Source organism: Novosphingobium sp. ES2-1 (assembly GCF_015169775.1).
Lineage (GTDB): Bacteria > Pseudomonadota > Alphaproteobacteria > Sphingomonadales > Sphingomonadaceae > Novosphingobium > Novosphingobium subterraneum.
This window is the reverse complement of record NZ_CP063445.1, coordinates 1,389,483-1,412,175: the sequence shown is the minus strand read 5'-3', so window position 1 is coordinate 1,412,175 and position 22,693 is coordinate 1,389,483. Positions and strand designations below refer to the sequence as shown.

At 62.3% G+C, this 22,693-nt stretch carries 27 protein-coding genes and 1 tRNA gene; 15 read left to right on the top strand and 13 right to left on the bottom strand.

Annotated features, from left to right (window positions below; all coding sequences use genetic code 11):
* Window positions 1-57 precede the first annotated feature (57 nt).
* Together IM701_RS06755 and IM701_RS06750 are read right to left on the bottom strand one after the other, a co-directional pair.
* Window positions 58-735 (bottom strand): response regulator transcription factor, encoded by a 678-nt coding sequence (locus IM701_RS06755; protein WP_039331476.1) that lies wholly within the window; start codon window positions 733-735, stop codon window positions 58-60.
* A gap of 113 nt (window positions 736-848) precedes the next feature.
* Window positions 849-1,145 (bottom strand): PepSY domain-containing protein, encoded by a 297-nt coding sequence (locus IM701_RS06750; RefSeq protein WP_039331477.1) that lies wholly within the window; start codon window positions 1,143-1,145, stop codon window positions 849-851.
* A 111-nt stretch (window positions 1,146-1,256) separates the two neighbouring features.
* Here IM701_RS06750 and IM701_RS06745 point away from each other — a divergent pair, with 111 nt between their 5' ends.
* The 3 genes from IM701_RS06745 to IM701_RS06735 all read left to right on the top strand — a co-directional run bounded on the left by IM701_RS06745 (window position 1,257) and on the right by IM701_RS06735 (window position 4,912).
* A complete protein-coding gene (locus IM701_RS06745; protein ID WP_039331478.1) occupies window positions 1,257-3,053 on the top strand; it encodes an ABC-F family ATP-binding cassette domain-containing protein in 1,797 nt (598 codons plus the stop codon).
* A gap of 97 nt (window positions 3,054-3,150) precedes the next feature.
* Window positions 3,151-3,723, top strand: coding sequence for a helix-turn-helix domain-containing protein (locus IM701_RS06740; RefSeq protein WP_039331111.1), 573 nt, complete (start codon window positions 3,151-3,153; stop codon window positions 3,721-3,723).
* A gap of 1 nt (window position 3,724) precedes the next feature.
* Window positions 3,725-4,912 (top strand): glycosyltransferase, encoded by a 1,188-nt coding sequence (locus IM701_RS06735; RefSeq protein WP_193828168.1) that lies wholly within the window; start codon window positions 3,725-3,727, stop codon window positions 4,910-4,912.
* Between the two features lie 35 nt (window positions 4,913-4,947).
* On the opposite strand, the gene secF is transcribed toward IM701_RS06735, so the two are convergent.
* Genes secF through yajC form a run of 3 tightly spaced genes read right to left on the bottom strand, consistent with a single transcriptional unit; the run spans window position 4,948 to window position 7,905 of the window.
* Window positions 4,948-5,925, bottom strand: coding sequence for a protein translocase subunit SecF (gene secF / locus IM701_RS06730; protein ID WP_039331115.1), 978 nt, complete (start codon window positions 5,923-5,925; stop codon window positions 4,948-4,950).
* A gap of 15 nt (window positions 5,926-5,940) precedes the next feature.
* A complete protein-coding gene (secD, locus tag IM701_RS06725) occupies window positions 5,941-7,548 on the bottom strand; it encodes a protein translocase subunit SecD (protein ID WP_193828167.1) in 1,608 nt (535 codons plus the stop codon).
* A 27-nt stretch (window positions 7,549-7,575) separates the two neighbouring features.
* Window positions 7,576-7,905 (bottom strand): preprotein translocase subunit YajC, encoded by a 330-nt coding sequence (yajC, locus tag IM701_RS06720; protein ID WP_039331119.1) that lies wholly within the window; start codon window positions 7,903-7,905, stop codon window positions 7,576-7,578.
* Window positions 7,906-8,133: 228 nt separating this feature from the next.
* On the opposite strand from yajC, the gene IM701_RS06715 reads away from it, so the two are divergent.
* The 6 genes from IM701_RS06715 to accC all read left to right on the top strand — a co-directional run bounded on the left by IM701_RS06715 (window position 8,134) and on the right by accC (window position 11,638).
* A tRNA-Pro gene (locus IM701_RS06715) sits at window positions 8,134-8,210 on the top strand.
* 116 nt (window positions 8,211-8,326) lie between these two features.
* Window positions 8,327-8,740 (top strand): holin family protein, encoded by a 414-nt coding sequence (locus tag IM701_RS06710; protein ID WP_039331479.1) that lies wholly within the window; start codon window positions 8,327-8,329, stop codon window positions 8,738-8,740.
* Window positions 8,741-8,794: 54 nt separating this feature from the next.
* The gene (locus IM701_RS06705) at window positions 8,795-9,163 is read left to right on the top strand and encodes a hypothetical protein (protein WP_156484039.1); all 369 of its coding nucleotides are present in this window, start codon (window positions 8,795-8,797) and stop codon (window positions 9,161-9,163) included.
* A gap of 75 nt (window positions 9,164-9,238) precedes the next feature.
* Window positions 9,239-9,691, top strand: coding sequence for a type II 3-dehydroquinate dehydratase (gene aroQ / locus IM701_RS06700; protein WP_193828166.1), 453 nt, complete (start codon window positions 9,239-9,241; stop codon window positions 9,689-9,691).
* A 101-nt stretch (window positions 9,692-9,792) separates the two neighbouring features.
* Entirely contained in the window at window positions 9,793-10,281 is a 489-nt protein-coding gene (gene accB / locus IM701_RS06695; protein ID WP_230487826.1) for an acetyl-CoA carboxylase biotin carboxyl carrier protein, read from the top strand.
* Window positions 10,282-10,291: 10 nt separating this feature from the next.
* A complete protein-coding gene (accC, locus tag IM701_RS06690) occupies window positions 10,292-11,638 on the top strand; it encodes an acetyl-CoA carboxylase biotin carboxylase subunit (protein WP_193828165.1) in 1,347 nt (448 codons plus the stop codon).
* A gap of 55 nt (window positions 11,639-11,693) precedes the next feature.
* Here accC and IM701_RS06685 read toward each other — a convergent pair whose 3' ends face one another.
* The 3 genes from IM701_RS06685 to gshB form a co-directional block, all read right to left on the bottom strand.
* Window positions 11,694-11,912 carry a hypothetical protein gene (locus tag IM701_RS06685; protein WP_039331128.1) on the bottom strand — a complete coding sequence of 73 codons (219 nt, stop codon included), beginning with the start codon at window positions 11,910-11,912 and terminating at the stop codon, window positions 11,694-11,696.
* Window positions 11,913-12,001: 89 nt separating this feature from the next.
* Window positions 12,002-12,604, bottom strand: a complete 603-nt coding sequence (locus tag IM701_RS06680; protein WP_193828164.1) for a DedA family protein — start codon at window positions 12,602-12,604, stop codon at window positions 12,002-12,004.
* A gap of 63 nt (window positions 12,605-12,667) precedes the next feature.
* Window positions 12,668-13,615 carry a glutathione synthase gene (gene gshB / locus IM701_RS06675; protein WP_039331133.1) on the bottom strand — a complete coding sequence of 316 codons (948 nt, stop codon included), beginning with the start codon at window positions 13,613-13,615 and terminating at the stop codon, window positions 12,668-12,670.
* Window positions 13,616-13,730: 115 nt separating this feature from the next.
* On the opposite strand from gshB, the gene IM701_RS06670 reads away from it, so the two are divergent.
* Window positions 13,731-13,919 (top strand): hypothetical protein, encoded by a 189-nt coding sequence (locus tag IM701_RS06670; RefSeq protein WP_039331135.1) that lies wholly within the window; start codon window positions 13,731-13,733, stop codon window positions 13,917-13,919.
* Window positions 13,920-13,926: 7 nt separating this feature from the next.
* On the opposite strand, the gene IM701_RS06665 is transcribed toward IM701_RS06670, so the two are convergent.
* Window positions 13,927-14,283: a YraN family protein gene (locus tag IM701_RS06665; protein WP_193828163.1), complete on the bottom strand. Its 357-nt coding sequence runs from the start codon at window positions 14,281-14,283 to the stop codon at window positions 13,927-13,929.
* Window positions 14,280-15,116, bottom strand: coding sequence for a 16S rRNA (cytidine(1402)-2'-O)-methyltransferase (rsmI, locus tag IM701_RS06660; protein WP_052241864.1), 837 nt, complete (start codon window positions 15,114-15,116; stop codon window positions 14,280-14,282). Before rsmI ends, IM701_RS06665 begins: the two co-directional genes overlap by 4 nt.
* Window positions 15,117-15,136: 20 nt before the next feature.
* Between rsmI and IM701_RS06655 the strand changes: the two genes are divergently transcribed.
* Both IM701_RS06655 and parE read left to right on the top strand, forming a co-directional pair.
* Window positions 15,137-16,333 carry a penicillin-binding protein activator gene (locus IM701_RS06655; RefSeq protein WP_230487825.1) on the top strand — a complete coding sequence of 399 codons (1,197 nt, stop codon included), beginning with the start codon at window positions 15,137-15,139 and terminating at the stop codon, window positions 16,331-16,333.
* Between the two features lie 80 nt (window positions 16,334-16,413).
* Window positions 16,414-18,414, top strand: coding sequence for a DNA topoisomerase IV subunit B (parE, locus tag IM701_RS06650; RefSeq protein WP_039331141.1), 2,001 nt, complete (start codon window positions 16,414-16,416; stop codon window positions 18,412-18,414).
* A gap of 90 nt (window positions 18,415-18,504) precedes the next feature.
* On the opposite strand, the gene IM701_RS06645 is transcribed toward parE, so the two are convergent.
* Window positions 18,505-18,990 (bottom strand): cupin domain-containing protein, encoded by a 486-nt coding sequence (locus IM701_RS06645; protein WP_193828162.1) that lies wholly within the window; start codon window positions 18,988-18,990, stop codon window positions 18,505-18,507.
* A gap of 77 nt (window positions 18,991-19,067) precedes the next feature.
* Entirely contained in the window at window positions 19,068-19,847 is a 780-nt protein-coding gene (locus tag IM701_RS06640) for a hypothetical protein (RefSeq protein WP_193828161.1), read from the bottom strand.
* A gap of 268 nt (window positions 19,848-20,115) precedes the next feature.
* Between IM701_RS06640 and IM701_RS06635 the strand changes: the two genes are divergently transcribed.
* A complete protein-coding gene (locus IM701_RS06635) occupies window positions 20,116-20,961 on the top strand; it encodes a MoxR family ATPase (protein WP_193828160.1) in 846 nt (281 codons plus the stop codon).
* A gap of 11 nt (window positions 20,962-20,972) precedes the next feature.
* Window positions 20,973-21,389, top strand: a complete 417-nt coding sequence (locus IM701_RS06630; protein ID WP_039331147.1) for a GFA family protein — start codon at window positions 20,973-20,975, stop codon at window positions 21,387-21,389.
* 30 nt (window positions 21,390-21,419) lie between these two features.
* On the opposite strand, the gene IM701_RS06625 is transcribed toward IM701_RS06630, so the two are convergent.
* Window positions 21,420-22,175, bottom strand: coding sequence for a glutathione S-transferase family protein (locus tag IM701_RS06625; RefSeq protein WP_039331482.1), 756 nt, complete (start codon window positions 22,173-22,175; stop codon window positions 21,420-21,422).
* Between the two features lie 92 nt (window positions 22,176-22,267).
* Between IM701_RS06625 and IM701_RS06620 the strand changes: the two genes are divergently transcribed.
* The gene (locus IM701_RS06620; protein WP_193828158.1) at window positions 22,268-22,690 is read left to right on the top strand and encodes a GFA family protein; all 423 of its coding nucleotides are present in this window, start codon (window positions 22,268-22,270) and stop codon (window positions 22,688-22,690) included.
* The last annotated feature ends 3 nt before the right edge of the window (window positions 22,691-22,693 follow it).

The window sequence follows — 22,693 nt, the reverse complement described above, 5'->3', positions numbered from 1 at the left end:
GGCGCTGGCTGCGGCGTGTCGTTGCTGCCCTTCTCCGGCACCTATTGCCTGCGCGGATTACCCACGACCGGGTTCGGCCGGATCATCGAGGCTGTACCCAAGACCGCGGATCGTGGTAATCACATCGGGGCCCAGCTTCTTGCGGATACGGGTGACGAAGACTTCGATCGTGTTGGAATCGCGGTCGAAATCCTGATCGTAGATGTGTTCGATCAGTTCGGTCCGGCTGACCACCTTGCCCTTGTGGTGGAGTAGATAGGACAGGAGCTTGTATTCCTGCGCTGTCAGCTTGACCGGTTCGCCGTTAAGCGTGACGCGGCCTGAACGCGTATCGAGGCGCACGTCGCCAGCGGTGAGTTCGGATGAGGAATTGCCGGAGGCGCGGCGGATCAGCGCACGCAGGCGGGCGATCAGTTCCTCGGTCTGGAAGGGTTTGGCAAGATAATCGTCAGCACCGGCATCGAGCCCGGCAACCTTGTCGGACCAGCTGTCACGCGCGGTGAGAACGAGGACGGGGAACTTGCGCCCCTCCTTGCGCCACATGCCGAGCACTGTCAGGCCGTCGATCTCGGGCAGGCCGAGGTCAAGGATGACGGCGTCATACTCTTCGGTAGAGCCCATGAAATGCCCGTCTTCGCCATCGACCGAAAGATCGACGGCATATCCGTTCTGTTCGAGCGTGTTCTTGAGCTGCTTGCCGAGAGTGGGTTCGTCCTCGACGATCAGAATGCGCATCATTTGCCCCTTACTGCACGCCGCACGGGCGCGAACACTTGCAGGGCTAGATGGGGCGCGAAACCTGAACGGTCAAGGAACTGGCGCGAAAGCCACCGTTCACCAACAGGCTCTCATCGACTTTCGCCGAGAACCTGACCGGTGCGGGCGTCAACATCCACGAACATGACCCGGCCATCACGGATGAACTTCAGGCGATAGACCATCGCGGATGGATCGTACTCAGGGCCGAGATACTGCATTCCCGGTTTGGTCGGCAGCACGCGGCGTTCGATATCGCGGAGCGAACGCACGTTGCCGGCGCGAAGGTCGCGGCGGGCCTCGTTCTGCTCGTCGGGCCGCTGCTGGGCGTGCGACGTTACGGGCAGGAGAGCCAGTGATGCGGCAAGAAGGGCAATGGCACGGTTCATGATGTGCGCATGCATAAGCCGAGGGCATTGAACAAGCGGTGAATGCGAAGCCGCGTTATCGTTCAGCGTCGGGCGTTGCGCGAGGGCAACGCTGCGGCTAAGCGGCAGGCCATGGCGGCACCGATACTCAGCTGGGAGGGCCTCGGCCTCGTCCAGGGCAATGGCTGGCTCTTTCAGGATCTCGACATCCATATCCAGCAGCGCGACCGGCTCGCGCTGATCGGGCGCAATGGCGCAGGCAAGACAACCCTGCTCAAGCTGTTGGGCGGGCAGGTGGATGCGGACAAGGGCACGCGCTCGATCCAGCCGGGGACAAAGATCGTCACGCTGGAGCAGGACCCGTTCTTCACCGGCTTCGATACGCTGATGGACTTTGCGCTATCCGGCAAGGACGCCCCTCCCCGTCACGAAGTCGAATCCATTGCCGGGCAGCTCGGCATCGACATGAACCGCAAGGCCGATAGCGCCAGCGGTGGCGAGCGGCGCCGCGCCGCCCTTGCCCGTGCGCTGGCTAGCGAGCCGGACCTCCTGCTGCTCGACGAGCCGACCAACCACCTTGATCTTGCCGCGATCGACTGGCTGGAAGACTGGCTGCAGCGCTATCGCGGGGCGTTCGTGGTCATCAGCCATGACCGCACCTTCCTAGAACGGCTGACCAAGGCGACGCTCTGGCTCGATCGTGGCTCGCTGCGCCGGAAGGATATCGGCTTCGGCGGATACGAGGCGTGGATGGAACAGGTCTATGCCGAGGAAGCACGCGCCGCCGACAAGCTCGATGCCAAGCTGAAGATCGAGGCGCACTGGCTCGAGCGGGGGGTTACCGCGCGGCGCAAGCGCAACATGGGACGGCTGGAAAAGCTCTACGAGATGCGCGCGCAAAGAGCGGCCATGCTCTCTCCGCAGGGCACTGCGAAGCTCGCCATCGCCAGTGACGATGCCAAGAGCAAGGCAGTGATCGTTGCGGATCACGTCAACAAGTCGTTCGGCGATCGCCCCATCGTCAAGGACTTCACCCTGCGCATCACGCGCAAGGACCGCATCGGCGTGGTCGGCTCGAATGGCGCGGGCAAGACCACCTTGCTCAAGCTGCTGACCGGTGAACTGGAGCCGGACAGCGGGACGATCACCCTTGCCAAGACGCTGCAGGGGATCATGATCGATCAGCAGCGCAGCCTGATGGCGCCCGACAAGCGCGTGCGCGACGTGCTGGCCGATGGCAGCGACTGGATCGACGTGCGCGGTGTCCGCAAGCATATCCAGGGCTATCTCAAGGACTTCCTGTTCGATCCGGGGCTGGTCGAAGCACGCATCGGCACGCTTTCCGGCGGTGAGCGTTCGCGCCTGCTGCTGGCACGCGAGTTTGCGCGCTTTTCAAACCTGCTGGTCCTCGACGAGCCGACCAATGACCTCGACCTCGAAACGCTCGATCTCTTGCAGGAAGTGATCTCGGACTACGACGGCACGGTACTGATCGTCAGCCATGATCGTGACTTCCTCGATCGCACGGTGACCATCACGCTGGGAATGGACGGCTCGGGCAAGGTCGACATCGTCGCGGGCGGGTACGCTGATTGGGAGAAGATCCGCAAGCAGAGGCAAGCAGGCAAGCCAGTTGCCCGGTCTGCAGGGGCGGACAAGCCAGAAGCGGCAGTGGCAGCGCCCGTCCAGCCTGCAAAAAAGGGCAAGCTTTCATACAAGGATCAGCGCGACTACGAATTGCTGCCCAAGCGGATCGAGGAACTCGACGCTGCGATTGCACGCGGCGAGGCTCAGCTGGCCGATCCCGATCTCTATGCCAAGGACCCCAGGAAGTTCGATGCTTTGATGGCTGCGCTGGAAAAGGTCCGGGCCGAAAAGGAAGCCGCTGAAGAGCGCTGGCTGGAACTGGCGGAGATGGTCGAAGGCTGAGGTCCCGCCGCGCAAAGCCCTTGCTTCGGCCTGCAATTTGTAGGTAAGCAAAAAATCACCGTTACGGTTAAGACGGTCACGAATAGGGGTCGCGCGCATGATCAATCGAATCCGCGATATACGCCGCCAGAAGGGCATGACGCTGGCCGATGTGGCTGCGCGCTGCGATCCGCCGACCACCGCGCAGACGATCGGCAGGCTTGAAACCGGCACGCGCAGCCTGTCGCTGACGTGGATGAACCGCATCGGCGCTGCGCTCGGGGTTGAGCCGCAATTGCTGGTCAAGGCCGAGGAGGATACCCCTACCCACCTCGTTGCCCGGCTCGGACCGAACGGCGCCGAGGCTCTTGCCAAGCCGATGGATGCCATCCTCCCCGTGGCCCTTGACGGTTCTGCCCGCCTCCTCGCGCTGGCGGTTGAGGCAAGCGCGGGCGAGTATCGCGCAGGCGATCAGGTGTGGTTGCGCCAGATCGATCCGGAGGACTTCGCCCGCGCCTTCAACCGTGATGTCCTTGCTCCACGCACTGCCGGTCGCTTTGCTTTCGGCCGCTTGATCGATCAGCGTGACGGGCGCGTTGCGCTGCTTCCGCCGGGGCCTGGGCAGAGACAAGTGGTGATCGATCGGCCGGCATGGCTGGGCGTTGCCGAAATGCTCGTGCGCAAACTTTGACGTGAAGCGCCTCCTCTCGATCTCCACGCTTTATCCCGCAACAGGTCGTCCCGGCTTCGGCCGCTTCGTCAGCCGCCAGATGCAAGCCCTGGCCGAACGGGGGGACTGGGACGTGACGGTCGTCAATCCGATCGGCATTCCACCGGTGCCAATTAAGCGCTACGCCACGCTTAAAGGTGTGCCGGAAGTTCAGGAACAAGGCGCGGTGACAATCCATCATCCGCGTTTTCTCCTGATTCCCGGTCTATCCGGACCGATCAACCCGGCGCTGATTGCCCACGCGATCCTGCCGCTGGCAAAACGGCTTCATGCCGAGCGGCCGTTCGACATGATCGATGCGCAGTTCTTCTATCCTGACGGACCTGCCGCGGCCAAGGTCGCGCGCGCGCTTGAAGTGCCGCTGGCAATAAAGGCGCGCGGGTCGGACATCCATCTGTGGGGGCAGCGGTCATGGCCGCGCCACCAGATGATCGAAGCCGCGCGCCAATCGGCCCTTCTGCTTTCCGTTTCCCAAGCGCTGGCAAACGACATGATAGCGCTGGGCATGCCCGCTGACCGTATCAGAGTTCATTACACCGGACTCGATCGATCGCGCTTCCGCCCGCTCGAGCGCCAAGCAGCGCGACAGTTGGTATCAGCTTTGCCGTCGCTTCAGATCTGGCCCGAGGGCCGTCTGCTGCTGTGCGTTGGCGCGTTGATTGCGATCAAGGGGCAGGCGCTGGCAATCCGTGCGATGGAGCTGCTGCCCGACGACGTCCGGCTCGCCATTGCAGGCACCGGCGCGGATGAAACCGGTTTGAAGCGGCTGGTCCAGCAGCTTGGCCTGGAATCGCGAGTCCACTTCTTGGGTTCGGTGGAACACGACATCCTTCCGCATTTGCTCTGCGCGACGGATGTCATGGTTCTGCCCTCTGAACGCGAAGGGCTTGCCAATGCCTGGATCGAATCGCTCGCCTGCGGGACGCCGGTCGTGATCCCCGACATCGGCGGCGCGCGTGAGGTGGTGGCCGATGTAAGCGCCGGGCGGATCGCGGAGCGCACACCTGAAGCCATCGCCGAGGCCGTGAGCGAACTGCTCCAATCACCCCCGACGCAGGATGCGGTTGCGGTAAACGCCGCACGGTTCAGCTGGGAAGCCAATGCCAGTGCGCTCGCCGCCATGTACGAAGAAGCGGCGACGAAGCGTTAGACTTCGCCGCCGCCAATCGGTTTGCCTACGCGGGATCAAACGCCTTCGCGTGCAATCCGCTCCTGCTTTTCGAGTGCCGTCTCGGTCGGCACGAAGCTGTTCGGGTTTACCTTCAGCCAGATCAGGATGGGCGCCGCCATGTAGATCGAACTGTAGGTACCGACGAAGATGCCGAGCGTGATGGCCGCAGTGAAGCCGAAGATGACGTCAGGCCCCAGCAGCAGCAAGGCCACCAGCGTGATAAGCATCGAGAGCGAGGTCACGATCGTCCGGTGCAGCGTCTCATTGACCGAGAGGTCGAGCAGTTCCGGCATCGGCATCCGGCGATACTTCTTCATGTTCTCGCGGATGCGGTCATAAACGACAATGGTGTCGTTCAGCGAATACCCGATAAGCGTGAGCAGCGCGGCCACGATGTTCAGGTCGAACTCCATGCCGGTGACGGCAAAGAGGCCTAACGTCAGAGTCACGTCGTGCACCAGCGCGAATAGCGCGCCCACGCCAAACTGCCATTCGAACCGCAACCAGATGTAGGCCGCAACCGCCAGAGACGCGAGGCCGAGCGCCTTGAACGCATCCCAGCCCAGTTCCTTGGAGACCTTGCCCGATACCGAATCGACGCCGTCGATTCGCGCGTCGGCATGGTTCTTCTTGATGTCTGCGGTGATGGTGCGGGCCATCTTGTCGGCAAGAGCCGCTTCCTGGCCTGCGCCTTCCGGCAGCTTCATGCGGATCGAGATTTCGTTGGGCTTGCCATAGCGCTGGATGATCGGTTCGCCGTAGCCAAGCTTGCCGACTTCTTCGCGCAATTCACCGACTGGCGCTTCGGCGCTGCGTTCGAACGTCACGCGGATCATCTGACCGCCGATGAAATCGACGCCCAGGTTGAGGCCCTTGGTCAGCACCAGTCCCCAGGAGGCCGCCATCAGGATGATGCTGATGACGTAGAACGGCACACGCCACTTGAGGAAGTGGATGTTGGTGTTGTCGGGTACGAGCTTGAGGAGTTTCATCGGTCTGTCCTCCTCTTAAAGGGCAATGTCGGTGGGGCGGGCACGGCGAAGCCACTGTGCGACCCACATGCGCGTCAGGGTGACGGCGGTGAACACCGACGTCGCGATGCCGATCATGAGAACCACGGCAAAGCCCTTCACCGGTCCCGAGCCGAAGGCGAACATCAGCACGGCGGCAATGACGTTGGTGATATTCGCATCGAAAATAGCGCGGCTGGCTTCCTTGTAGCCAAGCTCCACCGCCTGGACGACCTTGCGGCCGCGGTGTCGCTCCTCGCGGATGCGCTCGTTGATAAGCACGTTGGCGTCAACCGCCGCGCCGATTGTCAGCACGAAGCCGGCGATGCCCGGCAGCGTCAGCGTGGTGCCGATTATGCCCATGATGCCAAGGATCATGATCACGTTGATGATCACGGCGAGGTTCGCGTAGACGCCAAAGCGGCCATAAGTGACGAGAATGAACACCGCGAGGGCCAGCGTGCCGACGCCCATCGCGATCACACCCTTGCGGATCGAGTCTGCACCAAGGTCAGGCCCAACGGTGCGCTCTTCCACGACCTTCAGATCCACGGGCAGCGCGCCCGAACGCAGCGAGATCGCCAGCGCGTTGGCGCTTTCCGTGGTAAAGCGGCCAGAAATGATCGCGCTGCCGCCAAGGATGGGCTCGTTGATCGTCGGGGCGGAAAGGACCTTGCCGTCGAGAATGATGGCGAATTGCTTGCCGACATTCTGCGTGGTCAACTTCGCGAACTTCGCGCCACCGTCGGTGTTGAAGGTGATGTTGACGACCGGCTCGTTAGTCTGCTGGTTGTTTGTCTGCTGGGCGTTGGTCAGCTGATCACCACGGATGCCACCAAGTCGCTTGACTGCGATCGACGGTACGCCGCCGCCTTCTGCAGGGCTGACGAAGGGCACGATCTCGCTGCCCGGGGGCGCGATGCCTTTCGCCACGTCAGAAGGCAGTGCCGAAGTATCGACGAGCTTGAACTCGAGCTTGGCGGTCTGACCAAGCAGGTTCTTGAGCGCCTGCGGGTCCTGCAGGCCGGGAACCTGCACGACGATGCGCGTCGGCCCCGAACGGATGATCGTTGGCTCCTTCGTGCCGAGTGCGTCGATGCGCTTGCGCACGACTTCGACCGCCGTGTCCATCGCTTGGGTAACGGCCTGCTGGATACCGGCGTCGGTCGGCTTCAGGACGAAGCGGTTGCCATCGACGACGTTGATGTCCCAATCACGTTGGCCGGTGAGCCCTGCCCCGTTGGTCAGCGGCAGCACCGCTTCGCGCACTGCATCGACTTGCGAGGCATCGGCGACAACGAAAGTCAGCGCACCATCGCGGTTGGAAATATCGCTGATGCGGATGTCTTTGCCATCCTGCTTCAGCTTGTTGCGAACCGATTCCTCCATGCCTTCGATGCGCTGCTGGCGCACCTGCGAGGGATCGGCTTCAAGCAGGATGTGGCTGCCGCCCGCAAGATCGAGGCCGAGGTTGACCTTGGGCTCGGGCAGTGCACTCGGCCAACCAAGGCCCATGGTTGCAGTGAGCGACGGGATGGCGGCTGCAACGCAAACCAGCGTTATCAGCCAAAGCCAGATCACCTTCCAGCGCGGAAATTCGAGCATGGGCGTTCAGCCTTCAGGAAAGTGAGATCAGTCGTTCGCAGGCGAAGAGCCGACAGGCGGCACGATGTCGCCAATTGTGGCGCGCACGGCCTTGACCTTGACGTTCGGCCCGAGTTCCAGTTCGACGTAGTGATCGTCGAGCTTGATCACCTTGCCGATCAGTCCGCCGGCAGTGACGACCATGTCGCCCTTCTTCATGCCTGCGATCTTTGCCTTGTGCTCCTTCTGCTGGCGCATCTGCGGCCGCAGGATCAGGAACCAGAAGATGAAACCCATCGCCACCAGCGGCATGAAAGTCATCCAGGCAGGCGGCTGGCCGGCATTTGCTGCGGCGGCGGAAAGAGTGCTGAGCATCATGGGTCCGTTTCTGGGATCGCAAGGCAAGGATTACAACCGGGCCGACTGCGGTTATCCCGCATTTACCGGCCCCGGCATGAACAAGCGGCGCGGTTAGCAGTTTGAACTGCGCAAGGCAATCTGACGCGCTGGCCGAGAGGCTGGGCACGCCGCAGCCGATCCTCCGAACCTTTCGCCAATCTCGCGCTTGCCATCCTCAAAAGTGCTGCCTATAGGCGCGCTTCCGGTCGGGACGTAGCGCAGCCTGGTAGCGCATCACACTGGGGGTGTGGGGGTCGGAGGTTCGAATCCTCTCGTCCCGACCAATTCAAAAGGCCCGCGAAGCGCATTGTGCTCGCGGGCCTTTTTGCTGTCTTCGTTTTCCTACACCGCGTCTTGTGGTTATATGCACCCGCGTCCCGCAACCTGGAAGGACGCAAGCATGGCAAACTCCGAAGCCCTGATTTCATCGGTTTCTGCGATTATCGACAAGATCATCCCCGATGCTGCCTCGCGCGATCAGGCAAAGCTCGAACTGCTTCGCCTTGAGAGCGCACGAGAATTGAAGCCGCTGAAGGCGCGCATCTCGGCGACCCTCGCCGAATCCCGCGCTGACGATCCGTGGACTCGCCGGGCGCGCCCTGCCTTTCTCTATGTGATGTACGCCGTGATCCTGTGGGCCTTGCCCATGGGCCTGCTGGCCGGGCTCGATCCGGCTGCTGCGCGGGCGATCATGACCGCGACGAGCGCCTATCTCAACGGCTTGCCCGAACCGCTCTATGCCTTGTTCGGCACCGGCTACCTTGGCTATACTGCGGCACGGCAGTGGGGAAAGGCCCGAGGAACGGACCGCTGAATGCGCAACGCCTTGGTTAGTTTCTGGTAACCTCCGCCTGATATGAAAGCAGGCATGAGAACGAGGTCGGACCGCTTTTTGATGCCTTTGCTGGCCGCAGGCAGGCGCGCGCCGCTTGTGGCCAGCCTTGCTCCGCTTGGCTTGATCCTTGCGCTGGGCGGCTGCGGATCCTCCGACAACGAAAAGCTCGAAGCGCGGATCGCAGCGCTGGAGGCGAAGGCAGACGCGGCCGACAAGCGCTCGCGGCAAGCGTTGAGCATGGCGGCCACCAGCAACCCCGCGCCAGTTGTCGAGAGCGGCACCACCGACAGCTTCGGCGAGCCCTCGCTGTCCGATGAAGTCACCGACGGATCCGCCGACAGCGCGATATACGAAAACACGATCGAGGCACCTGCGGGTCCCCCCATCGCCCCCGGCTTTTAATAATCACCTCCCTCTTGCCCTTGCGACTTTGCCCGCATTGTCTATCACGACAGGCATTCGCGATCGGGGGATCTGATGACACAAGCTTCCGGCCAGGGCACGACCGTCTATGTGCTCAATGGCCCCAACCTCAACCTGCTCGGCCTGCGTGAACCGGAAATCTACGGTTCGCAGACGCTCGACGACATCGCCGGCATGCTCGAAGATCACGGCCGTGAACTGGGTCTCGAGATCGACATGCGCCAGTCCAACCATGAAGGCCATCTGATAGACTGGCTCCATGAGGCGCAGGCCGAGGGCGTAAAGGCCGTGCTGCTCAACGCCGGTGCCTACACCCACACCTCGGTGGCGATCCACGATGCGATCAAGTCGATCAAGGTGCCGGTGATCGAGGTTCACCTGTCCAACCCGCACAAACGCGAGGCTTTCCGCCACCATTCCTATGTCGGCATGGCCGCGCTTGGCACTGTCTGCGGCTTCGGCGCAAACAGCTACCTCGCGGCATTGGACGCCGTTTCGCGCCTTTGAAACAGGCGTTTTTCCACTTTCACTGATCGCTGCCACTTGCCAGTCCATCGCGTTGGGGGCATGGCGCGCGGTCAGAATTCATACCCCGCGAGGAAATTCAAATGGGTCACGAACGCGGCGACAAGGCCGAAAACATGGCGATCGACGGCAAGCTTGTACGCGAACTGGCAGAGCTTCTTGCCGAAACCGGGCTGTCTGAAATCGAGGTCGAGGATGGCGAGCGCAAGATCCGCGTAGCCCGTCAGCTGACTGCTGCGCCGGTCGCTCAGGTTGCGGTTGCAGCCCCGGCCCCGGTCGCTGCACCTGCCGCGGCGGCAGCACCTGCTGCGCCTGCCGCTGCTCCTGCAGAAGACCATGCCAACGCCGTGAAGTCACCCATGGTCGGGACCTGCTACCTCGCCGCCGAACCGGGCGCAGCGAACTTCGTCGCCGTCGGCCAGAGCGTGAAGGCGGGCGAAACCCTGCTGATCATCGAAGCGATGAAGGTGATGAACCCGATCACTGCGCCTGCCGCGGGCGTGGTAAAGGCGATCCTGGTCGAGAACGCGCAGCCGGTCGAATTCGACCAGCCGCTGGTCGTGATCGCGTAAAGGTCCGCTGATGGCCATCAAGCGCCTGCTTATCGCCAACCGCGGCGAAATCGCGCTGCGCATCCACCGCGCCGCGCACGAAATGGGCATCGAGACGGTCGCGGTGCACTCCACCGCGGATGCCGACGCGATGCACGTGCGCCTCGCCGATCATGCGGTGTGCATCGGTCCGCCCGCAGCGAAGGATAGCTACCTCAACGTCGCGGCGATCATTTCGGCAGCCGAGATCACCCACGCTGACGCGATCCACCCGGGCTACGGCTTCCTTTCGGAGAATGCCAAGTTCGCCGAGATCGTCGAAGCCCACGACATCACGTGGATCGGCCCCAAGCCCGAGCACATCCGCACGATGGGCGACAAGATCGAGGCCAAGCGCACCGCTGGCGCGCTCGGGCTGCCGCTTGTGCCGGGTTCTGACGGCGCGGTTTCGGATCTCGAGGAAGCCAAGGCCATTGCCGAAAAGGCCGGCTATCCGGTGATCATCAAGGCAGCATCGGGCGGCGGCGGTCGCGGGATGAAGGTCTGCAACAGCCCGGAACAGCTTGAAACCCTGATCCAGCAGGCTGGCAGCGAAGCCAAGGCCGCCTTCGGCGACGCCACGGTCTACATCGAGAAGTACCTCGGCAACCCGCGCCACATCGAATTCCAGATCTTCGGCGATGGCAATGGCAACGCCATCCATCTCGGCGAACGCGACTGTTCGCTGCAGCGCCGCCACCAGAAGGTGCTTGAAGAAGCGCCCTCGCCGGTGATCTCGACCGAAGAGCGCAACCGCATGGGCGGCATTGTCGCCAGGGCCATGGCTGACATGGGCTATCGCGGTGCGGGTACAATCGAGTTCCTGTGGGAAAACGGCGAGTTCTACTTCATCGAGATGAACACCCGCCTGCAGGTGGAGCATCCTGTTACCGAAGCAATCACCGGCGTCGATCTGGTGCGCGAACAGATCCGCATTGCCGATGGCAAGCCCCTGTCGGTCAGCCAGGACGAGATCGAGTTCAAGGGGCACGCGATCGAGTGCCGCATCAATGCGGAAGATCCGTTCACCTTTGCCCCTTCGCCCGGCCTGGTTAAGAGCTATCACGCCGCGGGCGGCATGCACGTACGGGTCGATTCCGGGCTCTATGCCGGGTACAAGATCCCGCCGTACTATGACTCGATGATCGCCAAGCTGATCGTCTACGGCCGTACACGCGAAGGGTGCATCATGCGCCTCAAGCGCGCGCTTCAGGAAATGGTGATCGAAGGACCCAAGACCTCGATTCCGCTTCACCAGCGCCTTTTGAACGAGCCTGATTTCCTCTCTGGCGACTACACCATCAAGTGGCTGGAAGAGTGGCTGGCCAAGGACGCCTGATCCGCCATCTTCCCAAACAAAAAGCCCCCGCATTGCGGGGGCTTTTCCGTTCTGCTCAGTCCATGACCGGCAATCTTGCACGAATGGCCCGCCAAGCCGGCTCGGGCCGGTCGTTCTTCACCAGGATCGCTTCCACCTCGTCGAATTCCTCGAGTTCGAGCGCCTCTGTCACGCTGAGCGGAAAATAGACATTCTCGTCGTTGTCCATCCGCACGGCATAGGCGCCGCGCCCTTCCTCGCTTTTCGTAACGATGCACATCGCCTTCACTGCCATGGACAATACCTTTTATTTCGTAGCGTTACATAAGACCGCCAATCCGGCAGGCTTCGAGACAAAGCCCGCAAGGCGCCGCATAGTCAACCCTAGCGCTCGCGCGGCTTCCACGTAAGTACGCGCCCGACATAGCCGATAAGCACGATGACCAGCGTCGCAGTCGCGATCGGCCCGGTGTACTTCTCGATCTCTCCAAAGTTGCGCCCGAGGTAATAGCCCGCGCCACTCAGGATCGCATTCCAGATTGCAGCGCCAGCGAAGGTGAACAGTAGAAACCGTACATGCCCCATGTGCGTAAGACCGGCTGGCAATGAGATCATCGTGCGCATGAACGGGGCAAACCGCACAGCGAAGACTACCCACTGGCCATGCCGCCGAAAGAACCGGACTATTGCCTCTACGTCCTCCCATTCGACGGTAAGCCAGCGCCCGAAGCGACCGACAAAGGGGCGCAGTCTCTGATAGCCCAACGTCCGGCCGAGGAGATACCAGCAATAGTTGCCCAACGTCGATCCGACAGTGCCTGCCAGCATCAGCGGCCAGAATTCCATTCGGCCCCGCGCCACGGCGATCCCGCCCAGCCCCATGATAAGCTCGGATGGAATTGGCGGAAACACGTTTTCGATGACCATCAGGAACGCGATGCCCCAATAGCCACCGCCTTCGATCAGGTGGACGATCCAGTCATTCATGAGAAGGGTAACGATTCCAAACGGCCAAAAGCTCCTGCTTCCGATGGAGGAGCCCGGATGCCCTTACAGCCGCCGCTCGATCGCGTCCCAGATCATCCCCGGCGTATCGGTGCCGTTGAACTTGTCGATCGCGACAATCCCGGTCGGCGAAGTTACGTTGATCTCGGTCAGGTACTTGCCGCCGATCACGTCGATGCCAACGAAGATCAGGCCAAGACGCTTCAGCTGCGGCCCGAGCGCTGCACAGATTTCCTGCTCTTCCGCCGTCAGTTCCGTCTTTTCGGCATAGCCGCCGACCGCAAGGTTCGAGCGGAACTCGCCCTCACCCGGCTTGCGGTTGATGGCGCCGGCGATCTCGCCATCGACCAGCACGATACGCTTGTCGCCCTTGGCGACCTCGGGAAGAAACGCCTGCACCATGTGCGGCTCGGGCCAGGTCTGGTTGAACACCTCAAACAGCGCGCCAAGGTTTTCGCCTTCGGGCCCGACGCGGAAAATAGCCTTGCCGCCATTGCCGTGGATGGGCTTCACGACGATCGCGCCATGCTTCTTCTGGAACAGCCGCACTTCCTCGACCGAGCGGGTGACGATCGTTGGCGGCATGAAGCGCCGATAATCAAGCACCATGACCTTTTCAGGCGCATTGCGAACGCTCCGGGGATTGTTGACGACCAGCGCTTCACCCTCGATCCGCTCGAGCAGATGGGTGGCCGTGATGTAGCCCATGTGGAACGGAGGGTCCTGCCGCATGAGGATCACGTCGATATCGCGCCCAAGGTCGAGCCGGCGCACGTCGCCTGTCTTGTAGTGGTCGCCCTCCACGCGCTGCACCGTCACCGGACGGGCATGAGCGATCAGCCGGTCATCCTCGTCCAGCGTCAGCGAGCCTACGTCGTAATGGTAAACCTCGTGCCCGCGCTCCTGCGCCGAAAGCATGAGTGCGAAGCTGGAATCTCCAGCGATATTAATCGAGTGGAGCGGGTCCATCTGGACCGCAACGCGAAGAGTCATGCTTGCACTGATCCTCAGGGGTTTATCTCAGGTGCGCCTTAAAGCCGATTTGTAGCTTGTGCGACCATTTTCAGATCGCGCCTCGAAGGCGCCCCCGAAATCCAAGGAGCCATTGATGCGCAAGCTGTTCACCGTTGCCGCTGCCGGAATCGCCGTTCTCGGCTGGTCGTCACAGGGCGTTGCCAACCCCGACCCGCACCCCACCAGCGCCCCGAAGGACGATCACAAGGGCGACAAGAAGGACGAGCATCACGACGAGCACAAGGACGGCGAACACAAGGAAGAGCACAAGCCCGCCCACTAAGCGTCGGTCAGGTGCCGGGTTGCCAGGCGTTGGCAATCCGGTACGGCCACTTTCCCTGTGCCATCAGGATAACGTCAATTCGGACGTCATCGCCAGGCCTTGCATACTTTCCGGCAAGCATTTCCGCCGCCCTTGCGACGCGTCGCAGGCGGTGAGCGTCAATCGCGGCGCCCAGTTGCCGGGCATCCTTGCGCCATTTCACTTCGATGAACGCAACCGTTCGCCCTTTTTGCGCGATCAGGTCGACCTCGCCTGCCATGAGCTTCACCCGCTGCGCCAGAATGCGCCAGCCCTGAAGCCGCAGCCACCACGCTGCCAGCCATTCGGCCCGCCGTCCTTGCTGCTCAGCCTCGGCACGCCTCATTCCTTGAGTGCCATGGCCCGTGCGTAAAGCACCTTGCGATCCAGCCCAAGCGCCTTTGCCACCTTGCCTGCCGCTTGCGATGTAGACATCTCGGCCAGCGCCGCGCGCAGTTCCGCGTCGATGACGTCGTCCTCGGGCGCTTCGGCCTCTCCGGGTGGCGCAATGAGAAGCACGATCTCACCTTTCGGCGGCTGCGCCGAGTAGTGCGCCGCAAGTTCCGCTGCAGAGCCGGAACGACACTCCTCGTGCAACTTGGTCAGCTCACGCGCAACCGCGACCTCGCGTCCGGGCAAACGCTCGGCGATTGCTTCCAGCGAAGCCACAAGGCGGGGCCCCGTTTCATAGAATGCCAGCGTGGCCGGGACGCCGGATAGTTCGGTCAGGACATCGCCCCGCGCCTTCTCCTTGTTCGGCAGGAACCCCGCAAACAGGAACCGATCCGTCGGCAACCCCGCCATCGACAAGGCGGTCACGACCGCGCTCGCACCGGGCAACGACGTGACCGATATCCCCCGCGCCCGCGCCTCTCGCACCAACCTGTAACCCGGATCGGAGATCAGCGGCGTTCCGGCATCCGATACCAGTGCAACCGCCTTGACCGCCATTTCTGCCAGCAGCGCTTCCCTCGCGCCGTCGCTGGCATGATCGTCATACCGTCGCATCGGCTTGTGAAGGCCCAGCAGATTCAGCAATTTCCCTGTCACCCGCGTATCCTCGCAGGCTACCAGATCGCAGCGCCCAAGCGTGTCTGTGGCGCGACGGGTCATGTCACCAAGATTGCCAATAGGCGTGGCAACAATATAGAGACCGGGTGCAAGAGGCGACGTATCCATGGCTTTTCCATGGACCGGCGATGACAGAGCGACAAGAGGGTGTGCAGGGAATGATCGAGGGACAATTGGGCGACTGGCGCGAAACTGGCTTGCGCCGCTCCCGCAGATGGGTTGTCACCGGCACGCTGGCCCTTCTGGCAGGTTGCACCGTCATCCCCAAGGGCACTGGCCCGATCGCAGAACCGACCGAAAAGGCTCCTGACGCAAACGTCCTGCCAACCGATGCCGGCCGCCATCGTGTCGCGCTGCTGGTGCCAATGACAGGGCCAAACGCATCGGTTGGTCAATCGATAGCCAATGCTGCAACGATGGCCGTGCTCGATACCAGCGCGGCAAACCTGCGCATCACAACATATGACACAGCAACGGGCGCTGGCAGCGCGGCCGCCCGCGCCATTGCCGACGGCAACAAGCTGATCCTCGGCCCCCTGCTGTCCGATGATGTCGTTCTGGTCTCAAATGTTGCGCGCCCGGCCAAAGTCCCGATGATTACCTATTCGAACGACAGTGCCGTCGCTTCGCGAGATGTCTTTGTCATGGGTCAGGCCCCCGGCCAATCGATCACGCGCGTTCTCGGCTTCGCCAAGTCGCGTGGGATCAAGTCCGTTGCCGCAATCATCCCGACCGGTGATTACGGGCAGCGGGCGACCGCAGGGTTGACCGAGGCCGCGCGGGCCAATGGCGTCGCCGTCACCGCCATCGAAACCTATGATCGCGGCAATACGTCGGTTGCCAGCGCAGTACGCCGCGTCAAGGACAAGGGCCGTTTCGACGCGCTGCTGATCGCGGATGGCAGCCGCATCGCGCTTCAGGCGGGTCCGCTGGCGGGCAAAGGCGTCAAGCTTCTGGGAACCGAACTGTGGAGCGGTGAAGGCGCGATCGCGAAATCTGTCGCCATGCGCGGCGCATGGTTCGCTGCCGTCTCCGATCAGCGCTTCGGTCAATTTGAAAAGAGCTACGCCACACGTTTCGGCGCGACGCCATCGCGGCTTGCAACGCTGGGCTACGACAGCGTCCTGCTGACGCTCAACATTGCCCGAACATGGAAGCCGGGCACCACCTTCCCAACGGCGAAGCTCTACGATCCGCAGGGCTTCATCGGCCTTGATGGCGTCTTCCGCTTCACGGCAAGCGGCATGGCCGAACGGGCGATGGAGGTGCGTGAAGTTGGCACCGGCACCTTCACCACCGTATCGCCCGCTCCGGCAAAATTCTGATAGGCCGAAAGCGGGGGATTTCGCAGGATAAGGCGGCATCCCCGCTTGCGCCGGGATTCCCGTGTTCTATACCCGTTCGCATGTCCGACGACCTTTTCGACAAGCTCCCCGCCACCAGCGCAGCCGAGGCCTATGACGGCTCCGCCATCGAAGTTCTCGAGGGCCTCGAACCGGTCCGCCGCCGCCCCGGCATGTACATCGGCGGCACGGACGAGCGCGCGCTGCACCACCTCGCCGCCGAAGTGCTCGACAATGCGATGGACGAGGCGGTCGCCGGCCACGCCAACCGCATCGAGGTCATGCTGGAGGAAGGCAATCGGCTGACCATTTCGGACAATGGCCGGGGTATCCCCGTTGACGAACATCCGAAATACCCCGGCAAGTCGGCGCTGGAAGTCATCCTCACAACGCTTCACTCCGGCGGCAAGTTCTCCGGAAAAGCCTACGCAACCAGTGGCGGTCTGCACGGCGTCGGCGTTTCGGTGGTCAACGCGCTTTCCTCACTCACCCGGATCGAGGTGGCGCGAAACAAGGAGCTATACGCGCAGGAGTTTTCGCGCGGAAATCCGACGACCAAGCTGTTGAAGATCGGCAATGCCCCCAATCGGCGCGGCACGCAGGTCACGTTCATCCCCGATCTCGAGATATTTGGCGAAGACGCGAAGTTCAAGCCTGCCCGCCTGTTCCGGCTGGTCCGATCCAAGGCCTATCTCTTCGCAGGCGTCGAAATCCGCTGGAAGTGCGCTGCCTCGCTTGCCAGCGAGGAAGTGCCGGCGGAAGCCGTCTTCCAGTTCCCCGGCGGCCTTGCCGATCATCTCGCGGAACAGGTCTCGGGCCGCGAATGCGTCACCTCCGTGCCTTTCGCCGGCCGACAGGACTTCCCGCTCGGCCCCAATGGCGAAGAGAACGGCCGCGTAGAATGGGCTATCGCCTGGCCACTGTGGTCCGATGGTTCCTATTCGTGGTACTGCAACACCATCCCCACGCCCGATGGCGGCACCCACGAACAGGGCCTGCGTGCCGCACTGACCAAGGGCATCCGCGCCTTTGCCGAACTGATCGGCCAGAAGAAGGCCAAGGACATCGCGCCAGAGGACATGATCACCGGCAGCGAGATCATGCTTTCGGTCTTCATCCGCGATCCGCAGTTCCAGAGCCAGACCAAGGACCGCCTGACTTCGCCAGAGGCAGCGCGCATGGTTGAAGCTGCGGTGCGCGACCATTTCGACCACTATCTCACCGACAACATGGAGCGCGGCAAGGCGTTGCTCGGCGCGGTGATGGAGCGCATGGACGAACGCCTGCGCCGCAAGGCGGAGCGCGAGGTCAAGCGCAAGACCGCCACCAACGCCCGCAAGCTGCGCCTTCCCGGCAAGCTCACCGATTGCTCGGGCGAAGGTGAAGGCGAGACCGAACTGTTCATCGTCGAAGGCGATTCCGCAGGCGGCAGCGCCAAGCAGGCGCGTGACCGCAAGACGCAGGCAATCCTGCCAATCCGCGGCAAGATCCTCAACGTCGCCAGCGCCACGGCCGACAAGATCCGCGCCAACCAGGAAATCGCGGACCTCGCACTCGCGCTCGGCTGCGGCATGCGCAAGGACTGCAACCCGGACGCGCTGCGCTATGATCGGGTAATCATCATGACCGACGCCGACGTCGATGGCGCACACATCGCCACGCTGCTGATGACGTTCTTTTTCCAGGAGATGCCCGAGCTGGTCCGGCGCGGCCACCTCTACCTCGCCCAGCCTCCGCTCTATCGCCTGACCAGCGGCAGCACCTCCGCCTACGCCAAGGACGACGCCCACCGTGCCGAGCTGGAAGCGACCAAGTTCAAGGGCAAGAAGGTTGAAGTCGGTCGGTTCAAGGGCCTTGGCGAAATGAACCCGCAACAGCTGCGCGAAACCACGATGGCGCCTGCCACCCGCAGCCTCATCCGCATCACCCTGCCGCCTGAATACGAGGGCCGAGCGGCGGTGAAGGAACTCGTCGACCGCTTGATGGGCCGCGATCCCGCCCAGCGCTTCATGTTCATCCAGAACCGCGCGAGCGAGATCGATCCGGAGTTGATTGACGCGTAACCTCCCGGAAGGCGTCGTCGGCGTCATCCAAGCAGCCACTACAGAAAATGGCTGCTTACCGATCGATACGCCTAAACAAACGCGCCAGCGCTAGCCATGCTTGTCCTGCGCGGGTTTGGCAGGTTGGACAGTCCATTCAGGGGGCGTATCGTTCGGCTCATCGGCTTCGGCTGCCTCCTTCGTAGGATGCACGCGCGATGCGGCATGGTGGACAGGCGCGTAAATCGTATAGAGCTGGATAGGCTCGTCGCCGATGTTCGTGACGTTGTGCCAGGTGCCAGCGGGCACCAAAACGCACCAGCCATCCGACACTTGCCGCTCGAACGTCAGCTCATGCTCGGTTGGCCCCATCTGCACCAGGCCTTTTCCCGCGTCGAGCCGTAGGAACTGGTCCGTCTCGGGATGTGCTTCCAACCCGATGTCTCCGCCGACAGGAATCGACATGAGCGTTACCTGCAAATAGCGCCCCGTCCAGGCGACCGAGCGATAGTCGCCATTGGTCTTGGTCGCCACTTCGATATCGAAGGCTAGGGGTTGCGGGCCGATATCCTGAATGCGTTCTCCACTACTTGCCATGAAACGATCCCTTCGCAGTTTACAGTGATCGTTACCCGCCAGGGGGACTATGTTTCCGCACCACTTCCCATTCGGGTTTAGCCAGCAACTTGACGATCAGGATCGCCCTTTTTCGCTCGGAAATCAAACCGTATCCGCACCCACTCCCCGATCTGAGGCTTTCCATTGACCCTGGGTGGTCGCACCAAAAACTGCCAGCTCGCCTGCCGGATCGCGCGGGCAAGGCCTGATCCCGGCGGGCTTTCGCCAAGTTCCTGGCAATCCTCGACGTGGTACTTCTCCACCGTCCTGCACGCGATCATCGCCCAGTCCCCCTGCATCCGGCGCTGGGGCAGGTAGGGGCCGATCTCGGCATCGGTGGGTTCGCGATACCATTGCGCGGCAAAGAGCCGCACGCCGCCCGGTCCTTGCCCTACGCTGGCGGAATCGCCCGGACTGCCCGCGCCCACCTGTTGCGCCCCGCCGGACTCTGCCCGCTTCATGTTGCTGATGTCGGTCGCGCGGTAGTCGTTGCGCGACAGCTCGATGAATCCTTCGGGCCATTCCACCTTGCCAGGCACTGGCACTTGAGGCGGCGCAGCCACCGGCTGGCTCACAGCGGCTTCGGCGGATTCCGCCTGCTTCTGCCGCTTCTGCTCCTGCTTTTGCGCCTTCTCTTCGTCCTGCCCCTGAGCGGATAGGTCGATCGCGGTCAGGTGCGTGCCCTTCCCATCGCCGAAGCCGGTAACCGCGCCCATTCGCCACATGATCAGGAACACCAACAAGGTTGTGACTGCGGCAAACGCCATTGCTCCAGCCCGCTCGCGCGGCGATGCCTGATAGCCTTGCTTCGCCATGACATTGCGGGGTGCGACCATTCCCGCGTCGCTACACGGCGGTTTCGGGCACTTCAATCGCCGAGACGGCCAAGCATAAGTTAGCGACAATTTGACACGACATACATGACGGATGCGTCACCAACCAAGTTCAAAAATGACGCGTGCGTCATCAACATGCTCCGAAACTGACACGTGCGTCTAACTATGAGTTCGAAGATGACGCGGCCGTCAGTTCAGCAACCCCCTTGCGCCGCACTCTCAGCCGCCTTATCGCTTAACCGAACGATTAAGCACACAGGAACCGCCGATGCGCTTTGAAGGCACCAGCAATTACGTCGCTACCGAAGATCTCAAGGTCGCCGTCAACGCAGCCGTCCTGCTGCGCCGCCCTCTTCTGGTAAAGGGAGAACCCGGCACCGGCAAGACCGTGCTCGCTCATGAAATCGCGAAGGCGGTGAACGCGCCGCTTATCGAATGGAACGTGAAATCCACCACCAAGGCGCAGCAAGGCCTTTACGAATACGACGCAGTCGCCCGCCTGCGCGACGGCCAGCTCGGCGATGAGCGGGTGCACGACATTCGCAACTACATCAAGAAAGGCAAGCTGTGGGAGGCCTTCACCAGTCCCACCCTTCCCGTTCTGCTGATTGACGAGATCGACAAGGCGGACATCGAGTTTCCGAACGACCTCCTGCAGGAGCTCGATCGCATGAGCTTCGACGTGTACGAGACGCAGGAGCGCATCGAGGCGCGTGAACGCCCGATCGTCGTGATCACCTCGAACAACGAGAAGGAACTGCCCGACGCCTTCCTGCGCCGCTGTTTCTTCCACTACATCAAGTTCCCGGACCGCGACACGATGCAGGCAATCATCGACGTCCACTTCCCCGGTATCCAGAAGACCCTGGTGAGCAAGGCGATGGAGGTGTTCTACGAGATCCGCGAAGTGCCCGGCCTCAAGAAGAAGCCCAGCACTTCCGAACTGCTCGACTGGCTCAAGCTCCTGCTGAACGAGGACATGCCATTGGACGTCCTCCAGAACCGCGATCCGACCAAGGCGATCCCGCCGCTTCACGGCGCGCTGCTCAAGAACGAGCAGGACATCATGCTGTTCGAGCGCCTGGCGTTCATGGCCTGGCGTCCGGGGAACTGAGGAAGATTGCCATGCCCCATGTCGGCGGATGCCTTTGCGGCGCGGTGCGCTACACCATCTCCGCCGACCCACTGGGCGCCCGCATGTGCTGGTGCCGAGATTGCCAACGCATCGCCAGCGGATCGGCTACGGTGAACGTGCTTTTCCCGGAAGCCGCCGTGGCGATCGAAGGCAAACTCGGAACCTTCGTGATGATTGCCGACAGCGGCAACACAGTCGAACGTGGCTTTTGCAATGTCTGTGGCGCGCAAATCTACAGTCGCACCGTCACGCCGACAGGCCTGCCGATGCGCGTTCGCGCGGGAACGCTCGACGACCCCGAACTCGCGCCGCCAACGGCAGTCATCTGGGCGGACAGTGCGCCGAGCTGGGCTCCGCTACCCGGACATCTCCCGCGCCATCCCAAAGGTCCGCCGCCCGCCAGTTGAGCGTGCGGACCTTGCCGATGCAAGGGCGTCTCACTCCCGCGGCCCAAGCTTTTCCAGCTCTACCTGCGCGAACATCGCCTTTACCGCCGGCCGCTCGTTGATCTGTTCGATCCAGCGCACCAGGTGAGGCGTGTCCTCCTTGTTCACCAATTCCTTGAAGCCGAACGGCATGCCGTTGGCGATGGCGAAGTTGCAGATGTCGGCCAGGGTGTACTGCCCCGGCACCAGCCATTCATGGTCGGCAAGGTGGTCGTCCAGCTTTCGCACTGAGTAGCCGATCTTGCGCATTTCCTCGTCGAGCATGTCCTGCGGGAAGCCTTCGCGGGCGCGCCGCCACTTCACCTGCTGCTCGACCACCGGGATCGCTTTCACCTTTTCCTCGAACTCGGCGTCAGTAAGGCCCTTGACCATGTTGCCGACATAGCGATGCCAGCCAATGGTCGAGACGCACCAGCAGAAGTATTCGTCCACCCACTTCGTCCAGATGCGCATCTGTGCGCGCCCGAAGCTGTCGGCTGGGCGGAGCGAGACTTCCGTCGGGTATTCGTCCTCGAGATACTCGCAGATCACGGTTGATTCAGTGATGACCTTGTCGCCGTCCACCCCAGAGTCGACCAGCGCCGGCACCTGACCGCGCGGATTGATCGCCTTGAACCAATCGGTGTGATGCTCGAACTTTGCAGGATCCAGCCGATGCTTCTCGACATCGAGGCCCTTTTCGAACACCGTCAGCAGCGGTTTCATCGAGTTGGCAGCCGGTCCGAAACTGTAGAGCTTGAGTGTCATGGCTTTATCCTCTCCAAGTGGCAGCACCATAGACAATTGTATGTAACACTAACAATACCCAATTGCTGAAAGCCTGAAGGAAGCCTTTTGCCATGCCCTATTCCGGTCAATGTGCTTGCGGTTCCGTCCACCTCGAGGTCGCCGGAGAGCCAATTGCGACTCGCCAGTGCTGGTGTCGCCAGTGTCAGCAGATTGCGGCCGGTGGCCCGACCAATAACGCGATCTTCAAGGCGGAAGACGTCAACATCACCGGCACCCTGGCCCATTCCGAATGGACGGCGGTCAGTGGCAACACCCTGACGTTCCACTTCTGCCCCGCCTGCGGCACGCAGATCTTCGCGCAGAGTTCTGCACGCCTTCACCTGAAGACAGTGCGCTTCGGTCCCCTTGACGCAGGCCACGGCCTGCGCCCCGAAGCGATCATTTGGACCGAGGATGCACCGCCTTGGGCTCAGCTCGACCCTTCTCTCGAAAGCTGGCCGCAACAGCCCCCTGTTCCGCCGCCCGTCAGCTAAGGC

Bases quoted from the DNA above. Each gene is read 5' to 3' on its own strand.
- IM701_RS06755 (WP_039331476.1), bottom strand. From the start codon at position 735: ATGCGCATTCTGATCGTCGAGGACGAACCCACTCTCGGCAAGCAGCTC.
- IM701_RS06750 (WP_039331477.1), bottom strand. From the start codon at position 1,145: ATGAACCGTGCCATTGCCCTTCTTGCCGCATCACTGGCTCTCCTGCCC.
- IM701_RS06745 (WP_039331478.1), top strand. From the start codon at position 1,257: ATGGCGGCACCGATACTCAGCTGGGAGGGCCTCGGCCTCGTCCAGGGC.
- IM701_RS06740 (WP_039331111.1), top strand. From the start codon at position 3,151: ATGATCAATCGAATCCGCGATATACGCCGCCAGAAGGGCATGACGCTG.
- secF (WP_039331115.1), bottom strand. From the start codon at position 5,925: ATGAAACTCCTCAAGCTCGTACCCGACAACACCAACATCCACTTCCTC.
- secD (WP_193828167.1), bottom strand. From the start codon at position 7,548: ATGCTCGAATTTCCGCGCTGGAAGGTGATCTGGCTTTGGCTGATAACG.
- yajC (WP_039331119.1), bottom strand. From the start codon at position 7,905: ATGATGCTCAGCACTCTTTCCGCCGCCGCAGCAAATGCCGGCCAGCCG.
- IM701_RS06710 (WP_039331479.1), top strand. From the start codon at position 8,327: ATGGCAAACTCCGAAGCCCTGATTTCATCGGTTTCTGCGATTATCGAC.
- IM701_RS06705 (WP_156484039.1), top strand. From the start codon at position 8,795: ATGAGAACGAGGTCGGACCGCTTTTTGATGCCTTTGCTGGCCGCAGGC.
- aroQ (WP_193828166.1), top strand. From the start codon at position 9,239: ATGACACAAGCTTCCGGCCAGGGCACGACCGTCTATGTGCTCAATGGC.
- accB (WP_230487826.1), top strand. From the start codon at position 9,793: ATGGGTCACGAACGCGGCGACAAGGCCGAAAACATGGCGATCGACGGC.
- accC (WP_193828165.1), top strand. From the start codon at position 10,292: ATGGCCATCAAGCGCCTGCTTATCGCCAACCGCGGCGAAATCGCGCTG.
- IM701_RS06685 (WP_039331128.1), bottom strand. From the start codon at position 11,912: ATGGCAGTGAAGGCGATGTGCATCGTTACGAAAAGCGAGGAAGGGCGC.
- IM701_RS06680 (WP_193828164.1), bottom strand. From the start codon at position 12,604: ATGAATGACTGGATCGTCCACCTGATCGAAGGCGGTGGCTATTGGGGC.
- gshB (WP_039331133.1), bottom strand. From the start codon at position 13,615: ATGACTCTTCGCGTTGCGGTCCAGATGGACCCGCTCCACTCGATTAAT.
- IM701_RS06670 (WP_039331135.1), top strand. From the start codon at position 13,731: ATGCGCAAGCTGTTCACCGTTGCCGCTGCCGGAATCGCCGTTCTCGGC.
- IM701_RS06665 (WP_193828163.1), bottom strand. From the start codon at position 14,283: ATGAGGCGTGCCGAGGCTGAGCAGCAAGGACGGCGGGCCGAATGGCTG.
- rsmI (WP_052241864.1), bottom strand. From the start codon at position 15,116: ATGGATACGTCGCCTCTTGCACCCGGTCTCTATATTGTTGCCACGCCT.
- IM701_RS06655 (WP_230487825.1), top strand. From the start codon at position 15,137: ATGACAGAGCGACAAGAGGGTGTGCAGGGAATGATCGAGGGACAATTG.
- parE (WP_039331141.1), top strand. From the start codon at position 16,414: ATGTCCGACGACCTTTTCGACAAGCTCCCCGCCACCAGCGCAGCCGAG.
- IM701_RS06645 (WP_193828162.1), bottom strand. From the start codon at position 18,990: ATGGCAAGTAGTGGAGAACGCATTCAGGATATCGGCCCGCAACCCCTA.
- IM701_RS06640 (WP_193828161.1), bottom strand. From the start codon at position 19,847: ATGGTCGCACCCCGCAATGTCATGGCGAAGCAAGGCTATCAGGCATCG.
- IM701_RS06635 (WP_193828160.1), top strand. From the start codon at position 20,116: ATGCGCTTTGAAGGCACCAGCAATTACGTCGCTACCGAAGATCTCAAG.
- IM701_RS06630 (WP_039331147.1), top strand. From the start codon at position 20,973: ATGCCCCATGTCGGCGGATGCCTTTGCGGCGCGGTGCGCTACACCATC.
- IM701_RS06625 (WP_039331482.1), bottom strand. From the start codon at position 22,175: ATGACACTCAAGCTCTACAGTTTCGGACCGGCTGCCAACTCGATGAAA.
- IM701_RS06620 (WP_193828158.1), top strand. From the start codon at position 22,268: ATGCCCTATTCCGGTCAATGTGCTTGCGGTTCCGTCCACCTCGAGGTC.